Genomic DNA, 18,296 nt, shown 5'->3' with positions numbered 1-18,296 from the left:
TTATCCACCTCCGAAACTTTTTATTAAGCTTCCTATTAACATATCCCAACCATTCACTAAGACAAAGAGCAAAATCTTAAAGGGTAGTGACACCAATACAGGTGGTATCATTATCATTCCCAAGGATAATAAAATACTGGCAACCACCATATCCATAACTATAAAAGGAACGTATAATAAAATTCCCATTTTAAAACCAATCTCAAGTTCTCCAATTATAAATGCGGGAATTAATATCGAATTTGGAGTTTTTTCTATGTCACTGATATTTTGCCCAACGTTTTCCGCTAACATAAAGATATTATCTTCGTTGTGGTGCACCTTTATTTCAGTCAGCATAAACGTTCTAAACCTATCCATAGTTCTTGAAAACATCTCTTCGTAACCTATCTCAGAGTTCAAATATGGAGTAATGGCGTTGTTATATACATCATTCCATACAGGCTGCATTATAAAAAATGTCAAAAACAAAGCAAGCCCTATCAAAACTTGATTTGGTGGAGTTTGCCTTGTACCTAAGGCATTCCTTACAAAAGAAAATACAATTATAATACGCGTAAAAGAAGTAAACAAAATTAAAATACTCGGTGCCAATGAAAGGATTGTTAATAAAAGTAAAATTTCAAGAGTATTCACAAGTTCCCTTGGCTGTTGAGTTGGGGTTATCTGCAAAGAAATTCCAGGAAGTGGCATTTCATTTTGTGCAAAAACAAAAAACGAAAGCAATAGCAGCAAAATTACTACTGTTTTTTTCACTTTTTTCCACCTTTTTTTACAACGTTTTTGAAAAATTCAAACTTAAAATCACTCTTTTCAAGCTCACCAGATTCTATTGAATCAAATTTTTTTATAACTCTTCCACCGTTTTCGGTAATCAACAAAGCATAATATTCATCTAAAATCCTAACAATTGCTATGTAAGAATTTCTCGTAATAAACTTTCTTTCAATTACCACAATAAAACGTCCCCCTACACTCCGGGGGACTTTATTCTTAATTAAAAAATAGGTAACAAGCATGACTATGGAAAAAATAAGAATAGAAACTACAAATCCAACTAACGTGGAAATAACACTCTCCCCCTAACCTGATACTTTCTGAATTGCCTCAATTACCCTTGCTGCTTGGAAGGGTTTAACTATAAAATCTTTTGCTCCCGCCTGAATTGCTTCTATAACCATTGCCTGTTGTCCCATAGCACTACATACAATAATTGTTGCATTTGGATCTATCTTTTTAATCTCTTTAATAGCCTCTATACCATTCATTTCCGGCATTGTAATATCCATAGTCACGATATCTGGTTTTAATTCTTTGTATTTTTCCACAGCTTCTTTACCATTTGCTGCTTCTCCCACTACTTCATGACCAGCTTTAGCAATAATATCTTTCAACATCATCCTCATAAATGCAGCATCATCCACGATCAAAATCCTCTTCCCCATTCTCTTATACCTCCTCCACACCAATTATTTCATCCAATATCTCCTCAATATCTAAGTATACCACAAGTCTTTCACCTTTTTTTATTAATCCCTTTGCTTTTTTACCGTAAGTATCCACATCTCTAAATGCTTTATCAATTTCTTCTTGAGATGTCCTTAAAACTCCCTTAACATTTTCTACCAAAAAACCTACTTCAATATCTCTTATTTTCGTAATAATTATCTTTTTAAACTCTTCGTTTTCTATGTTGTGGCATATTCCACCAAGAATTTTTTTCAAATTAACAACTGGTATAATCCTACCTCTTAAATTAATCACACCATCTATTACCTCCTTTGATTTAGGCACAGGGGTAACTTCATCCTTATCAATAACTATTTCCACATAATCTACATCAAAACTCATTTCTTGATTACAAACATTAAAACTCAAAACTTCAAATTCCGTTTCTACACTCATTCTATCCACCTCACTCCACCAAATTTAAGGTGTCAATTATCAAAGCAATACTTCCGTCACCAAGTGTTGCACCACCACTAAATTCTTTTACATCTGAGAACAATTTCCCCAAAGATTTAATAACAATATCCTCTTGCCCAATCAAACTATCCACAGCTATACCGTATTTTCTATTTGCAACTTTAACAACAACAACATTTAATTCTTCGAACTCTTTACCATGTTCTATTCCAAGTATATCCCAAAGTTTGATTATTGGAATAACTTCTCCTCTCTTAACAATTACTTCTTTATTTTGAACCATCTGTATTTCTTCTGGAGCTACAATTAAAGTACTGTCTATTACGGAAATAGGAATTGCATAAATATAATACTTTACTTTCACAAGCAATGCTTGAATAATTGCAAGTGTTAATGGTAATTTTATAATAACCTTTGTACCTACACCTTTTTGAGATTCTATCTGCACGGTTCCATTTAAAGATTCTACTGTATTCTTTACCACATCCATTCCTACACCTCTACCAGAAAGTTCACTTACTTGATCCTTCGTTGAAAATCCAGGCATAAACAAGAATTCATATATTTTTTCATCTGGTAAAGTAGATGCTTTTAATTCATCAACCAACCCCTTTTCAATAGCTTTTTTCAAAATCTTCTCTCTATCCAAGCCCCTTCCATCGTCTTCAACTTCTATAACAACATTATTACCTTCATGTCTTGCAGATAAAATCAAAGTACCAACAGGGGATTTTCCCTTTGCAATTCTTTCTTCTTTTGTCTCTATACCATGATCGATTGCATTTCTTATCAAATGAACGAGGGGATCTCCTATTTCCTCAACAAAAGTTCTATCTAATTCCGTATCCTCACCTTTCATTACAAAATTTATCTCTTTTCCCAAATTCTTTGAAATATCCCTAACCATTCTTGGAAATCTGTTAAACACATAAGAAATAGGCACCATTCTTACCTTCATAACTATATTTTGCAAATCAAGTGTGATTCTACTAAGTTGTGCCAAAGATTCATCTACTTCTTTTATATTATATTTCTTCAAAATCTCAATTATCCTACTTCTTGCTATAACCAATTCACCCATTAAATTCATTAGTGTATCCAATTTTTCTATATCAACCCTTACCGTTTGAGTTATTTTAACCTTTTTCTTTTTAGTTTCTTTATCATCTTTTTCACTTTCTTTTTTAGTTTTTTCTCTTTTTACTTCTTCTTTTTTTTGCTTAATTTCAACCTTTTTAACTATAACTTTCTCAACTTCGGATACAGAAGATAATTTTTCTTGCAATTTCAAAGGTTCTACCTTTATAAGCACATATAACTCAACTTCTCTATCAAATTTTTCATTTTCTATATCTTCCACACTTGGTATACTCTTTATAACTTCACCACCCAATTCTTCAATTCCATGGAAAACCATGTACATTCTTGCAGATTTTAATTGAACATTTTCTGCTAAGATAACCTTTGTATAAATAAGATTATATCCTTTTTTCTTAGCCTCGTCTACCACATGAATTAGTGCCTCATCAGTTTCATATATATATTCCTCCGCAGAATCTTCGGAAGTTTCTTCAACTTCCTCTTCTTTAACTTCTTCTTCTCTCTGTACATTGCCTTTGGATTCTTCTTTTTTTGCATTAGCATTAACAACTTGTCCTTCTGCTAGTTTTTCAAATACTTCAACCAATCCACTTACATCTTCGTCTATTTCCTCTGTTCCTTCTTTTGCAATTTTATCTAACATTTTATCAATTAAATCTAAACCATTAAACAAATAATCTAATTTATCAGAATCAATCCCAACCTTTCCAGATCTAACTGCATCGAGAAAATTTTCCATTCTATGACAAAGTTTTGCCATATTTTCAAATCCCATTGTTCCAGCCATACCCTTTAAAGTATGTAAAGCTCTAAATGCAATATTTATATACTCCATATCTTCTGGATTTTTTTCCAAATCTAAGAGTGCATCATTTAATTGCTGAATATACTCTCTTCCCTCATCAATAAACACACTTAGATATTCTTCAAATGACATATATGTCACCTCCTACATTATATCCAAAAAATAATTTATAAAATATCCCGATTTTTCCTGCCAAAAAATCACTTTTGAATTTATCCTAATTCCAAGAAATTTGTATACCAAATCTCCTATATCTAAAAACACTTTTACATCATAACTTCTTTTTCTATCCAAAAAGTTATAAGCGGCTATATCCATTAACTTCTTTACCCTGGCTTTTTTTGCATAATAACTTTTCTCAATATTACTTACTACAAAAAATTGTTCATATTCGTAAAAATACAATTTAAATTCCTTTGATATATTTATTACCCACTCATCTTTTATTTTATCATATTTTGCCAAATATTTTTCAAAAATTTTTTTAATATTTTCATAACCATCGGATAATTTAAACAAAAACGCCACAGAAACACTTGTTGAATCATCCACATCACCTACAACGTAAAAAGTTGAAGTGGAATTTTCTATTAAACTCTCTGCAAGGTTATAAAACTTTGTTAAATCCGTGCTTTCAATGGTAAAAACCCATGGCTCAATGATTTTCAAAGCTTCTTTTGAATCTTCAACTGTTATACCAGCAAAATAATTTCCCAAAACAGGTATATTTTCCATTAAATCATCAACCAAGGCATTTCTTTTGTAATAATTATTCGTTTTTTGATGAATTTGTATCCTTAAGACTCCATCTTCAACTTTTCCCTTGAAAAATAAGTATTCAGTCTTTACATTTCCGTCTTCCACGGTAAAAGGTAAATTAATCTTTAAAGCACTTCCTTTTGAATATCCACAAATCCAAGTATCTTTCTCTAAAATGCTAGAAATAGATTTCTCCACATTTGAAAATTGTAGCTCTGGATTTTTATATACGGAAATTAAATACTCTAAAGTTGTTTTACTACCGGAAATAATATAATAATCTTTGAATTGCTTAGCATACAAAAAATCACCAATAAAAAACACACCATCATCTACTTTCACTTTTTCATCAAGAAGTTCACCAAAATAACTTGAAATTTCCGTTGCATTGTCCGTTTCAAATATCAAAGCAGAATCTTTTGAGAGATTTTTCAATATATCAAAATAATAATTTATATCAAACGATAAGGTATCATCTAATACCACTTCTCCACCCTTGGATAAAAACAGAACATTTTTCGAGAAAATTCTAAGGAATTTCTCTTTGTCTATTCCCTCTTTATAGCCCATGTTTTCAATGTAGTTTATGAAGTAATTTTCAAAAGAAAGCCCTTCATCAGACAGGACAAAATTTACAAATGGCACTTTTTTTAAATCGCTATAGATCTTTCCAGTATTCTGAAATTGGATAAATAAACTATAATCCAAAGGAACAAAGTTTAGAATACTTGAAAAGGCAAAAACAACGATAAGTAAAAAAACAGCTATCAAAATTTTTTTCATCTCAACTCCTCCCAGGCTCTTTTTACAATGCTTTCAATATCTATTTCTTTTTCTTTCCCTTCTATTTTCAAATACAAAAAGTATTCAATATTACCACCTGTACCTTTAATCTTTGAAAAATCAATTCCTACAGGCTTTAAACCTTCATCTAAAGCAACTCTAATAACTTTTTCCAGCACTTCTTTATGAACTATTGGTTCCCTAACAATTCCACCTTTTCCTACTTTACCTTTACCCGCTTCAAATTGTGGTTTTACCAAAACAACAGCTTTTCCCGATTCTTTTAATATCTTCTTTATAATAGGAAAAATCTTTGTTACTGAAATAAAAGAAACATCACAAACTACAAGATCCACTTTTTCAGGTAATTGTAAATTTCTTGCATTTGTTTTTTCTAAAACTATTGTTCTTTCATCACTTCTAATCTTCCAATGTAATTGTCCATATCCCACATCTACACAATACACCCTTTTCACACCATTTTGAAGCAAAAAATCTGTAAATCCACCTGTAGAAGCACCTATATCACATGCAACTTTATCCTTTATCTCAAATGAAAAAGAGTTAAAAGCACCTTCTAATTTATAACCACCACGACTTACATACTTTTCCTTTTGTTTTATCCTTATATTTGAGTTGATATCAACCATTTTTCCTGCTTTATCAACACGCTCATTATTAACAATTACATTTCCCGCCATTATAAGTCTTTTGGCCTTTTCCCTACTTTCAACTAAACCTTTTTTTACAAGAAGTATATCTAATCTTTCCTTCATCTTTTTATCCTCCATGTTCCATCCAAAGTTATTATAAAATACTCTTTTTCATCGTACAATAAGTTTAAATAGTTCTTAAATTTAATATCCTTAAAGTGGTAAAACTCTCCATCAAACCACACCATTTTATATCTAGGACGTATAACTATACCTCTAACAAATTTTACCTTCCCATCCTCGATTAAAAAATCATCACTTATTTCAGATATATCCTCTTTCTTTCTTGACCAGATATCTATTCTAAAAAGTTTTTTATCTGCATTTACATACAAATACTTGCCGTAACCCACACCGTAAAGTTTTTTAAATTTCTCCTTATATAGAACTCTCCTTTTACTCAAATCAAATACAACAACATCACCATTTACAAAAGCCAAAACAAGTAGATTACCGCTTACAAACCAATCAAATGGGACATCTGAAAACTTATATTTCCATGTTCTTTCCAAATCACTTAAACTACCATCAGAATAAAGCACAAAATTATTAAATACATCTAAAACAGATACTTTATTTTTTTCTAATATTTTTTCATACCAATAATGCTGGGAAATTATTCTTTTTTCACTCGCAAAAATAGGTAGTTCTGGAAAATCAACGCTCTTTTTTCCCAAAATTAACTTTCTACCATCATAAACAAAACTTCCGAACAAAAATACCCCACTTACAAAACTTTGTACATTTTCTATCTTCGTATCCTTTCCTATGTATACCACATTTCCATAAAAATCATAAAAACCCTCCTTGATGTATCTTATTTCGCTACCCACTTTAACTTTGTACATATTCTCCATATGCTTAATAACAAATGGCTTAAAGACATTTTCTACTATATAAAAATTCTCTTTGATGGGATCAAAAGCTATTGATTTTTTTGGTATATTCTTTTTTTCAAAGACTTTATCCAAACTTTGAAATAAATCATCCAGAGAGTACGATAAAGATAAAAAGTTATCTTTTTCTATATCTTTGTACCTAAATTTCCAGGCTATTGCATCATTTTTTCTTTTTAAAAAAATATACACAGGCTCTCCTATACCTATCAAATATCCCCTTTTGTAAAAATAATTTTCAACGTAAAACTTTAAATCATCAGGTCCTTCGTACAAAAGAGTTATAACAGGTTGTTTTAACCATTCTTGTATAATTTGACTTGCCTGATTGGTAATTTCATCTCCCATAAAAAATATCACACCACTTGCTTCAAATGTAACACCCATCAAAATAATACTTTGTACAAGTACAATCCATGTGGTGGTGCTGTACCAGCGGCCTCTTGTCTGGAACGTGCTTGCAAAATTTCTTCTATCTTTTCCGGTGTCCATTGACCTAATCCCACCCTTACCAAACTTCCAACTATATTTCTCACCATACTTCTTAAAAAAGATCTACCTTCTACCCTAATTAATATCAAACCGTTTGTTATCTCCAAAACCCTTATTTTATATATTGTTCTAACGGGATTTTTCTTATCATTTCCCTTTTTAAAAGATGAGAAATCATGTTCTCCCTCCAAAAAACTGCTAGCTTTCCTCATTGCATTAACATCCAAATTGTATCTAAAATGCCATACGTAATTTCTCTTAAAAACATCTTTTTCTCTCATGCTAATAAAATAGTGATATATCCTTTTTTTTGCGGCAAATCTTGGATTAAATTTTTTGTCAACTTCCCAAGATTTTTTTACATATATATCCTCTGGAAGATTAGCATTCAAAGCATTTTTTATATCTTTATCAGTTAATCTATCAATCGGACAATTAAAAGCTGCAACTTGACCATTTGCATGAACACCTGCATCGGTTCTTCCCGCTCCCTGAGTATATATCCGTTCTTTAAATATCCTTTCCAGTGCATTTTCCAACTCACCTTGAACAGTTCTAACATTTGGTTGCCCTTGATATCCGAAAAAATTTGTTCCATCGTATGAAAATTCTATTGCAAAACGCTTCATAAAGCCATGATCCTCCCACCACCAGATTTTTTTGCAACTTTTAAAGCTTCTCTTGCTTTGCTTAACAAATCAAAATAAGAATTCTCACCTTCATCATGTGCTAAACCTATACTGACCGTAACATTGAATTTTTCTAAAAGTTTTTCGTTAAACTTTCCAAAATACATTAAAGACTTTAATTTTGTACTATTTGGAAACAAAAACACAAAGTTTTCTCCACTCAACCTATAAAAATAAACGTCTTTTCTTTCATTAAAATAATCTTCTATATATTCGGAAATCATTTCTGCATATTCCGGTCCTTTTTCGAAATTAATACTATCAAAATTATCAACATCCAAAACTCCCAATACAACTTCTTCGCTATTACTTATTACAGATTCACAAAACCTCACAAATTCCGGATAAGATAAATACTTTAAATCTTTTGAAATCCAATATCTTGCATATGGCGTTCTCTTTAAAAACTGATATACAAACCATGATAACGTTTTTAAAAGCTTCAAATCGTTAACCGATGGTCTCATACCGGTAACTGGTTTATCAAAACTTATATAGCCTATCATATTAGATTGATCATCTAAAATTGGAACAAGTAGTAAATCTTTTGGTTTCCAACTATTTTCATATTCAAAAGACATGTAATTTTCAAAGACATAAGAAACTTCTTCCTCCAAAGACACGGCATCTTCTGGAACAAAATAACAACCTTCTCTTTCAAATCGTTTTGAAAAATATTTCATAGTTGAGTCTATTGATATAACCGAACTCCTTAATTTAAAAAAAACATCATCGGTTATACCCGCTTTTGCAATCCTTAAAATCTTTTTATCTTTCCTATCAAATAAACTTAACAAAGCCGCTTCATAACTTGATATTTTACATATTATTTCTAATATATTATCTAATCTTTCCTCAAAATTTTCAACATTTTCATCGTAAATAAGTTCTATTAAATCCATTAGATTTTCATTTTCTTGCTCCAATTTTTTTCTTTCTATTTTCTCAACAAGCATAATATTGTATGATTTAATATAAAAAACTACAACAAAAAGATACACTACATACACAAAGGCCAAAAACAAAAATGGAAAAATCTTTACTTCAGAAAATAGATAAACAACGGAAATTATAAAAGACCCAAAAAATATCAATAAATAACTATTTAAAAGAGGATTTATTAATTCTTTTATTAACTCTAGAGAATAAATAGACATCCAAATAAAATTTGCAAGTAGTGCACCTAATATAAAAAGTGGTATCCTTAAAAATTCTTCACCTGCCAAGTAATATAAATAAGTACCAGCAGAACACATCAAAAAAGATAATAAAGCTCTTAACAACCTATTTCTCTTGGATGTCAAAAACCAAATAATCGGCAAAATAACGGTAACAGTTTCAGGAGTAATAAACAATAAATACGGAAGTGCTATCAAAAGTTCAAGTGAAAATTTGTACTTTGAAACATTAAGATCCAAAAACCTTGAAATAAATACAGATAAGGCAAAACTCACTACAAAAAACCAAGAAGTAGAAAATACAAATTTATCCGTCAAAACTAAAAGGAAAATACCAATAAATAGGGAAAAAATCACCAAATATAAATTTTTCTTTATAACAATCCCCCCTTGTACTTCTTATTTTAACATTTTTTATCAAAATTTTGATAATTTTCCAGAATGAAAAATAAGGATTGGTTAACAAAATATTAACCATTTCAAAAAATAAAAATGAACTTTTTATTAAATTTATATTTGAAATAGTTTTTCCCTAGTTAAATTAAAGAAAGCAGCCTAAGGCTGCTTTCTCAAACTAGTTGATCAATCCTTTTCCCGCTATATAGTGCACTTGCAACACGTACCAACTTCAAATTCATGTTATTTTGTTGATAAGTCATAAAACTCAATAGTTGTGCCATCTGCTCCTTAGACATAACCGTATTCTTCTGAACTGAAGTCTCAACTGCTTTACTCATATGTGGTGTATATGTTATATTTCCTACTCCGGCTATTCTCAAATTATCACCTCCCTATATTACTTATCGGAAAAACTCACTCTTGGTTATAGATCCCCGCAAAAATAATACCAAGCCCTATGGAAAAAGATAAAATAGAGCTTCCGCCATAACTTACAAATGGTAGTGGAATGCCCGTAACGGGAAAAATACGGCTTACCACACCCATATTAATAACCACCTGAAACAACATCAAAACAGCATATCCCCATATAAAGTATCTGACAACATCATCTTTCACTTCATCGGCTATCTTTATCAAGTTACTTACAATAAACAAATAACTGATTACTATTAATAAAATTCCAAAATATCCAAAATTTTCCCCTATTGTTGCTATAATAAAATCTGATTCAGATTGTGGAACAAAAAAATAATACTTTCCCAGCGCAAGCCCTGTACCAAAAAATCCTCCATTTCCAATTGCATCGTATGCTTTTTTCACTTGCCATTGCATTTCATTTGACAAAAAAGCCTTCAGCCTATCCAATTGATAATCGTGTATAAATCCTATTTCTTTTAAAACAAACGCAATTAACACTAAAACTAAAATTAGAAAAATTACTTGAACTAATCTTGCACCTGAAAAATAAAGCAAAGTAATTGCAACCAACAAAATTAAAAGAGTGGTACTCAAGTCTGGCTCTATAAAAATTAAAAACAACAATGGGCTTATCAATAACAAGGGTTTTAACAGTCCAAACCAAATGTGCTTTATCTTTTCTTTGTTATCTTTTATATATATCGCCAAGAAATAGATCACAAATATCTTGGCAAGTTCTGAAGGCTGAAATGTCACAGAAAAACCTGGAACTTTTATCCATCTGTTTGCTCCATTTACTTTGTATGAAAATGGTCCAAAAAGAGGTAACAAAAGAAATCCAACAACTATTAAATAAAAAATCCACATTAATGCTTTATTTTCAAAAAAATCTTTCTTCAAATAAAATGTCAGAAATGTAGAAACTAGTATACCAAATAATATATAAAACACATATTTTTTAAAGAAAAAATTCATTCCAAAATCATAAAAATCCCTTGCAAAATCTATTGTATACAAAGCTACTGAAGCGACTATAAACAACGCAAAAAGCGCCGTTATCAAGATCAAAATACTATATCTCATAAAATTCCTCCCAAAGCATTAACAGCTCGGACAGGAACATAGACGAAAAATCCATACCTTTTTCACTCAATCTCACACCGTCAAAAAAAGAAAATTTCCTTTTTAGAGTATTTAAAATTGCTTCCATATTTAAATCCAAATGTACCAACTTCCTATCAATTCCCCATTTTGTCCTAAGCATCATAAATATAGTTTCCAATACTTCTCTGATATTATTATTCTCGGAATTGTATCCATATGGATATTCTCCTAAACGCAATTTTGAAAAATAACTTTTAAAGTCAGAAACATTGTTATACCTAAATTTTTTTAAATGACCACCTGCAGCTAATCCTAAACCTATGTAATCACCGTTAGCCCAATAAACTAAATTGTGTTTTCCATACTTTTCATTTAACGCAAAGTTTGATATTTCGTATCTCTCATATCCTTCTTTTTTAAAAAAATCCAACAAGGCATCGTATCTTTCAAAAGACTCTTCAGATATTCTCTTTATAATCTTTGAAATAAAAGTTCCTTCGTGAATTTCTAACAAGTACAAAGATAAATGAACGGGATACTCAAGTCTTACAAATTCCACTATTTTTTCAACGCTTCTCCAATTCTCCCCTGGTAAACCTACTATAAAATCTACGCTTACATTGTCAAAAATTTCGCTGGCAATTTTATACGCCTTATATGCCTGATAACTATCGTGAGATCTTCCTGCCTTTTTTAATACCTCATCGTCAAAAGACTGGATTCCCAAACTAATCCTATTCACACCTAAAGATTTGTAAAAAAGCGCCTTTTGCCTATCAAAAGAATCAGGATTAATTTCTATAGTAAATTCTTCTAAAAATAAATATCTATCTATGTGGAATAAAATCTTCTCAATATAATGCTCATTTATATAACTCGGGGTTCCACCACCAATATATAGGGTTTTTATCCCTTTTTTCAAAAAACTTTCATACAAACTTATTTCTTTTATCAACGCTTCTATATAATTTTCCACACTACCTTCTGTATAACTAACAAAATCACAATAATAACATTTCTTTTTACAAAAAGGTATGTGAATATAAAGTGATACTTTATCTAAATCACCAATTAAATCTGATAGAGATTTTTCCATCCCAAACAACAAATTCTCCTTTCAAAGGTTGTATTACGTAAAATCCTGTAAAATAGTTAAAATTAAATATATCATTTGTAGGAGAATAAACGTACGCATATCCAAATCCCCTTATCTTACCAAGATCAAAAAATTTTCTAATTCCTACATCCAAATAAATCTCTTTAAAATTACTACCAAGTCCCCCTAATATTCCTTGTTCTAAAGAATTATCCAAAGGATATAAATAACCCAAAAAATATTTTCCAGCTAAATTTAAAAAATAACCGGAATAATCCTTATATTTGAAAAAATACCTATTCATAGAATAACCAAAATCAAATCCCTTTTTTAAAAACAAACTCCTCGTGTTTAAAGAAATAGGACCTATTGCGTAAAAAGACTTTGAAAGAGAAGAATAAAATGCGTAATCTTTTGAAACAAAAAATTCCAAATTTTGAAAACTATTGGGAATTTGCAAAACTTCATTTTCAACATAAAGGTAAATTCCAAAATTACTCCCCACAAAAAAAGCACCTGAAAATGCCTCTTTACTTTGTGGAATTTTGACTTTCAAAAACCCTACATCCTTTACCGTATAATATCTTGTTTCAGTAGAATAGGAAAATCCCACTCCAAAACTATCGCCCAGTTGCATAAAAAAAGGCGGAGAGTTTAATATAATTGAATTATCAAAAATCAAAAATTCTCCTGAAAATATGGCTATTGAAAACACTAAAAAAAGCAACACAAATTTTTTCATTTTATCAATCTCCCAACAGTTTCTTTGCTATTTCATTTACCTTCCTTGCATCTGCTTTTCCTTTTGTTTGTTTCATTACCTGCCCCACAAAAAATCCCATCAATCCTTTTTTACCATTCTTGTATGCCTCTACCTTATCTTTGTTTTCATCCATAATCTTTTTCAACATCTCTTCAATTAACGTTTCATCACCTATTACCTCTATTCCCTTTTCTTCCACTATTTTACTTGGACTTCTCCCCGTTTCAAAAACTTCTTTAAAGATTTCCTTTGCAATATTTCTTGTAATCTTTCCATCAACAATCAACTCAAACAACTCTTTAAAATGATGAGGTTTTATTTTCAAAGTATCAAAATCATCTTCAGACGATGTGTATTTTAGAAGCTCTGTTAAAAACCAATTTGATGTCTCTTTTGGATTCTTTGTTTCAAATACACATCTTTCAAAGAAATCCGCAAGTTTAACGGAAGAAGTTAAAATTTTTGCTTCATAATCTGTCAACGTATATTCTTTCTTAAATCTATTTAATTTTTCATCTGGAAGTTCAGGCATCTTTTCCACAATTTTCTTGATTTCTTCCCTTGAAATTACAACAGGAGGTATATCTGGTTCTGGAAAATATCTGTAATCATTTGCTTCTTCTTTGCTCCTCATAGAAATAGTTGTTTTTGTTGATAAATCCCAACCTCGTGTTTCCTTTAAAACATTTTCTCCCCTCTCAAGATGCGACTTTATCCTTTCAAATTCGTATTCTAATGCCTTTTCCACAAATTTAAAAGAATTCATATTTTTTACTTCTACTTTATTGCTCTGGACATTGTTTTCCAAGTCAATTACGGAAATATTGGCATCACATCTCAGCGCACCTTTTTCCATATCACCTGTACTTACACCTAAATATCTTAATATCTGCCTCAATTTTTCTAAAAATTTCTTTGCTTCTTCTGGTGATTCTATATCAGGTTCAGTTACTATTTCTGCAAGAGGTACACCACACCTATTCATATCAACAAAAGAACTTTCAGCCTGGGTAATAGTCTCAGAAGAGTGAATTAATTTTCCCGCATCTTCTTCCAAATGAATTCTGTTTATTCTTATCTTTTTACCATCTAATTCCAAAAAACCTTCAGTGGCAAGTGGATAAAAATATTGTGTTATTTGATATCCCTTTGGAAGATCCGGATAAAAATAATTTTTTCTGTCAAATTTTGTATATTCATGTATTTTACAATTCAACGCAGCGGCTAATAATATACCAAATTCATACATCTGCTTAGATGGCACAGGCAACGCTCCTGGTTGCCCTGTACACACTGGACAAATTGCAGTATTTGGTTCTAATTCAAATACATCCGCGCTACAAGAACAAAACGCCTTTGTCTCAGTATTCAACTGGACGTGTATTTCAAGACCAATTACTGGTTTAAATCTCATTTTTTCGCCTCCCATGGAAAAACAACAGGAACATCTCTTTCAATGAAATTTGCAAATCCCAATACTTTTGGATCATCAAACCTTTTACCCATTATTTGCATTCCCACTGGCAAATTGCCTGAAAAACCAAATGGAATACTTATGGCAGGTAATCCTGCAAGATTAGCTGGAATGGTAAAGATATCCATCATATAATAGACCAAAGGATCCCTTACTTCTCCTATTTTAAAAGCGGTAATTGGAGAAGTAGGTGTTATTATAAAATCGTACTTTTCCAAAAAACTGTTTAATTTATTTGAAATCAACCTTCTGACCTTCTGTGCTTTTTCAAAATACGCATCATAATACGCAGCGCTTAAAGTAAAAGTTCCCAACATTATCCTTCTTATAACCTCTACTCCAAGTTGCTTTCTACTTTTTAAATAAGTTTCAAGCAGACCTTTTTCCTCCACTCTGGTTCCAAACCTAATTCCATCAAATCTGGATAAATTAGAACTTACCTCAGCAGGTGCTATTATGTAATACGTTGCTACAGAGTATTTCAACTCGGGAAAAGAAATCTTTTCAACCTTTACACCTTTCTTTTCCAAAAATTTTATAAATTCTTCAAATTGTTTTTTTACTCCTTCTTCAACACCTTCACCAAAGACTTCCTCTGGATATGCTACAACAGCTTTTGAAAAATCCTTTTCTAATAATACTTCAAAATCAATTTTTTTATCAACCGTTGTTGCATCTCTTTCGTCTTTTCCGTAAATTACATTCATCAAATAAGCGGCATCTTTTGTGGTTTTAGTTATAGGACCAATCTGATCTAAAGAAGACGCAAACGCCACAAGTCCATATCTTGAAACCAAACCATATGTAGGCTTAAAACCTATAACACCACAAAATGCGGCAGGCTGCCGTATCGAGCCACCTGTATCACTTCCAAGAGCAGCAACCACCTCTCCACTAGCGACAGCTGCCGCAGATCCCCCACTACTCCCCCCTGCAACTCTCTCTTTATCCCAAGGATTTTTTGTAACAAAAAACGAAGAATACTCCGTTCCCGTCCCCATGGCAAATTCATCTAAATTTGTCTTACCAACTATTGCAAAATTATTCTTTTTTAACTTTTCTACAACTGTTGCATCAAATGGCGGAATAAAATCTCTTAAAATCTTAGAGGCACAAGTGGTCCTTATACTCTTTGTTACAATATTGTCTTTAACAGCAATGGGAATCTTACCACTTGACTGTTCTACAACTGTAATAAATGCGTTAATATCTCCATCTTCTTTTCTTATAACCTTTAAAGATTCTCCTACATAATCTTCTTCTCCTTTAAGTACATCCTCTATAGTTAGTTTCTTGAATTTGTTCAACGGGATCACCTCATCACTTTAATTTAATTCAACTATATATTATATCACATAAAAAAATCCAGGTAACAGTGATTACCTGGATTTCAATTAATCTTTTTTCACTTTAAAACGGATTTTGCAAATATTTTTCCATCTTTTGCGTAAACTTGTATCTTCAAATAGGCCTCTGTGTCTACACCTATGAAATTAAATATAGTAGGACTTAAATTTAATAACACTCCAAAGAAATAATCATCACTGTAATTTTGTTCAATAAATGTTCTATCACCTGGTGTATATTGATCAGGGCTTATCCCATATAATGTCATCTTGTCACTTTCCAAATTCACATACACAACAGGTGTACCCTCTTCGGTAACTTCAACCCCATATTTTTTACCATTTATTACTTCAAATTTGCTTATTCCTTCTAAATCATCCCAATTCAATCCACTATAATATACCACACCATAGAAAGGTACAGTTGATTGCTGCATACCAGAAAGAGCGTTTAATATAAAATCGGATATGTTAGCAGATATGTAAGCCGTACCACTAAAATCTTCCAAAAATTTGTTTAAATCAACATTCATCTCTTCTGTAACGTTTGTTAAAAGCTTCAACAAAGATTTTGGAATCTTTCTGTTCAAAAATATAAACAAATCTCCTCCTATTTTATTATCACTTAAAATATCCTTTCCTTGTTGTTTTTCCAAATCTAAAATAAAATCTTTAGTTTCTTGGTCTTTGGGAACAATTTCATTGTAAAGTCTAAATGTATTTCCCTCTAATCTTGCATAACCATACCCTTCTACTTTTAAATCCTCATTAGTATTTACATAACTTACTGCCAAATAGCCTTTTTCTATATTTTCTTTAACCTTGTTAGGTAGCTTTCCGCCAAACGGTAAATTTGAAAATACAAAATAACCATCCTTAACCAAGACCTCAGACGGAAATTGCATTCCTGAAAATGCTTCAAAAATTTCCTTTATTTTTTGTGGGTTTTTAGAAGGTCCAATAGCTATAACTGCACTCCCATCGACAGTTGAGGCAACTAACAATTCCTTAAATAAATCCAAATCATCTAAGGTGTAATTTTGCATCATTAGCTGCTGTTCCAAAATACCCAAAACCATCTGTTCAAGACCTATTTGATTTATAAATACATCTCCAGTATTTGTCTTTTTTAAAGCATCGTAAAATTGTGTTAAATCTGGTACATAAAACAACGAATCAAATTTTTCAGGTAAAAATTGGAAAATATTCGAAAAAGCTAAAAATACAAACAATACCACAACTAAAACCAAAATTTTTTTCATTCTATCACCTCCAACAATCTATTAAAACCTATATTGCTAATATAATTCCCTTTACTTCTTCCTCCGCCTCCTGTACCACCATATATTTCTTTTAATTTCATTATAATTTCACCGACGTTGTACTTTCCAGTTGATGTAAAACTATAACTTTTACCATCAAATAGAATTAAAAGAGCATCTTTCTTGTCAAAAAATTTTGGAATATATCTTAATATTTCTTTTTCACCTTCTAAATAGTACACATCACCAACATTCTTAATTTCTCTTATCTTATACTTTGCCAATTCTTGAGAAAGTCTTTCAACTTTAGATACATACATTTTTAAATCTTCCAACGTTTTTGAAACTTTTTCCTCAAGTTCAAATACAGAACTAGTTAAACTCTTTGAAATCCCACCTAAAATCCTATTATACTTTTGAAAGTAACTTAAAGCTAAACTAGAAGCAACAAAATAAACCCTTGTGAGGTTTCCCTTAACCTTTTCTTTTCTCAATATCTTTATTATTCCAATCTCTCCTGTATTCTTCACATGAAAACCGCCACATGGTGAATAATCAAAATCTTCAATCTTTATTATCCTTATATCACCTTTCACTTTATCACTAACAGCCCTTCTAAGATTAAATTTATCAAGTTCAAATCTTTTAACCCAAATTTCCTCTACATTATAACATTTTCTCACGATTTCATTTGACAGTATTTCGGCCTCTTGTAATACATTATCTTCAATAAAGGGTACATCTAAATCTATAGTGGTATACTCAAATCCCATTCTAAATCCCACCGTATTTATATCTGCAATTTCATGGAGTGAAGCAGATAAAATATGTTGTGCTGTATGGTGTGCCCTTACAAATCCCCTATGTTTTTCATCTATAAAAACCTCCAAGATTCCTTGTTTTATCTCTTTATCTATTCTATGATATATCTTCCTATCTTTTTCAAACACACCTAAAACCTTGGCATCACCTATGTACCCTCTATCCCCAAGTTGTCCTCCCTTAAAATCCACATAAAACGGACTATTTGAAGAAACAGCGTATATTTTTTCTCCATCCTTTACAATACTTTCAACAACAATTTCCAATT

General features: G+C 31.0%; 18 protein-coding genes. All 18 read right to left on the bottom strand.

All coding sequences use genetic code 11. From position 1 onward, the window contains the following. Window positions 1-756, bottom strand: coding sequence for a flagellar type III secretion system pore protein FliP (gene fliP / locus XO08_RS05300; RefSeq protein WP_075665987.1), 756 nt, complete (start codon window positions 754-756; stop codon window positions 1-3). Beyond that, entirely contained in the window at window positions 753-956 is a 204-nt protein-coding gene (locus XO08_RS05295) for a flagellar biosynthetic protein FliO (RefSeq protein ID WP_231450344.1), read from the bottom strand. Before XO08_RS05295 ends, fliP begins: the two co-directional genes overlap by 4 nt. Window positions 957-1,082: 126 nt before the next feature. Beyond that, window positions 1,083-1,445 carry a chemotaxis protein CheY gene (gene cheY, locus XO08_RS05290; RefSeq protein ID WP_075665985.1) on the bottom strand — a complete coding sequence of 121 codons (363 nt, stop codon included), beginning with the start codon at window positions 1,443-1,445 and terminating at the stop codon, window positions 1,083-1,085. Window positions 1,446-1,449: 4 nt separating this feature from the next. Continuing rightward, window positions 1,450-1,905 (bottom strand): chemotaxis protein CheW, encoded by a 456-nt coding sequence (locus tag XO08_RS05285; RefSeq protein WP_075666719.1) that lies wholly within the window; start codon window positions 1,903-1,905, stop codon window positions 1,450-1,452. A gap of 10 nt (window positions 1,906-1,915) precedes the next feature. After that, window positions 1,916-3,964, bottom strand: a complete 2,049-nt coding sequence (locus tag XO08_RS05280) for a chemotaxis protein CheA (protein ID WP_077287528.1) — start codon at window positions 3,962-3,964, stop codon at window positions 1,916-1,918. A gap of 12 nt (window positions 3,965-3,976) precedes the next feature. Beyond that, a complete protein-coding gene (locus tag XO08_RS05275; protein ID WP_077287526.1) occupies window positions 3,977-5,374 on the bottom strand; it encodes a hypothetical protein in 1,398 nt (465 codons plus the stop codon). After that, window positions 5,371-6,150, bottom strand: a complete 780-nt coding sequence (locus tag XO08_RS05270) for a TlyA family RNA methyltransferase (protein ID WP_143609934.1) — start codon at window positions 6,148-6,150, stop codon at window positions 5,371-5,373. The genes XO08_RS05275 and XO08_RS05270 overlap by 4 nt, the downstream gene beginning before the upstream one ends. After that, complete coding sequence (locus XO08_RS05265) at window positions 6,147-7,475, bottom strand: hypothetical protein (RefSeq protein WP_143609932.1); 1,329 nt, start codon at window positions 7,473-7,475, stop codon at window positions 6,147-6,149. Before XO08_RS05265 ends, XO08_RS05270 begins: the two co-directional genes overlap by 4 nt. Then, the gene (truA, locus tag XO08_RS05260; RefSeq protein WP_075665980.1) at window positions 7,370-8,104 is read right to left on the bottom strand and encodes a tRNA pseudouridine(38-40) synthase TruA; all 735 of its coding nucleotides are present in this window, start codon (window positions 8,102-8,104) and stop codon (window positions 7,370-7,372) included. The genes XO08_RS05265 and truA overlap by 106 nt, the downstream gene beginning before the upstream one ends. Beyond that, complete coding sequence (locus XO08_RS05255) at window positions 8,101-9,660, bottom strand: diguanylate cyclase domain-containing protein (protein ID WP_233120232.1); 1,560 nt, start codon at window positions 9,658-9,660, stop codon at window positions 8,101-8,103. The genes truA and XO08_RS05255 overlap by 4 nt, the downstream gene beginning before the upstream one ends. 251 nt (window positions 9,661-9,911) lie before the next feature. After that, on the bottom strand, window positions 9,912-10,121 hold the full coding sequence (locus tag XO08_RS05250; protein WP_077287518.1) for a hypothetical protein: 210 nt from the start codon (window positions 10,119-10,121) through the stop codon (window positions 9,912-9,914). Between the two features lie 34 nt (window positions 10,122-10,155). After that, a complete protein-coding gene (locus XO08_RS05245; RefSeq protein WP_077287516.1) occupies window positions 10,156-11,244 on the bottom strand; it encodes an FtsW/RodA/SpoVE family cell cycle protein in 1,089 nt (362 codons plus the stop codon). Further along, window positions 11,234-12,361, bottom strand: coding sequence for a radical SAM family heme chaperone HemW (gene hemW, locus XO08_RS05240; protein WP_077287603.1), 1,128 nt, complete (start codon window positions 12,359-12,361; stop codon window positions 11,234-11,236). The genes XO08_RS05245 and hemW overlap by 11 nt, the downstream gene beginning before the upstream one ends. Further along, window positions 12,330-13,103: a hypothetical protein gene (locus tag XO08_RS05235; protein ID WP_077198323.1), complete on the bottom strand. Its 774-nt coding sequence runs from the start codon at window positions 13,101-13,103 to the stop codon at window positions 12,330-12,332. The genes hemW and XO08_RS05235 overlap by 32 nt, the downstream gene beginning before the upstream one ends. A 4-nt stretch (window positions 13,104-13,107) precedes the next feature. Beyond that, window positions 13,108-14,538 (bottom strand): Asp-tRNA(Asn)/Glu-tRNA(Gln) amidotransferase subunit GatB, encoded by a 1,431-nt coding sequence (gene gatB, locus XO08_RS05230; protein ID WP_077287513.1) that lies wholly within the window; start codon window positions 14,536-14,538, stop codon window positions 13,108-13,110. Then, the gene (gene gatA / locus XO08_RS05225) at window positions 14,535-15,905 is read right to left on the bottom strand and encodes an Asp-tRNA(Asn)/Glu-tRNA(Gln) amidotransferase subunit GatA (RefSeq protein WP_077287511.1); all 1,371 of its coding nucleotides are present in this window, start codon (window positions 15,903-15,905) and stop codon (window positions 14,535-14,537) included. The genes gatB and gatA overlap by 4 nt, the downstream gene beginning before the upstream one ends. Window positions 15,906-16,003: 98 nt before the next feature. Beyond that, entirely contained in the window at window positions 16,004-17,206 is a 1,203-nt protein-coding gene (locus XO08_RS05220) for a hypothetical protein (protein WP_077287509.1), read from the bottom strand. After that, window positions 17,203-18,294, bottom strand: a complete 1,092-nt coding sequence (locus XO08_RS05215; RefSeq protein WP_077287507.1) for an alanyl-tRNA editing protein — start codon at window positions 18,292-18,294, stop codon at window positions 17,203-17,205. The genes XO08_RS05220 and XO08_RS05215 overlap by 4 nt, the downstream gene beginning before the upstream one ends. Window positions 18,295-18,296: the final 2 nt, after the last annotated feature.

The organism is Thermosipho sp. 1074, from assembly GCF_001999655.1.
GTDB classification, from domain to species: domain Bacteria; phylum Thermotogota; class Thermotogae; order Thermotogales; family Fervidobacteriaceae; genus Thermosipho; species Thermosipho affectus.
The sequence above is the reverse complement of the archived record's forward strand: the minus strand, read 5'-3'. Positions and strand labels throughout refer to the sequence as shown.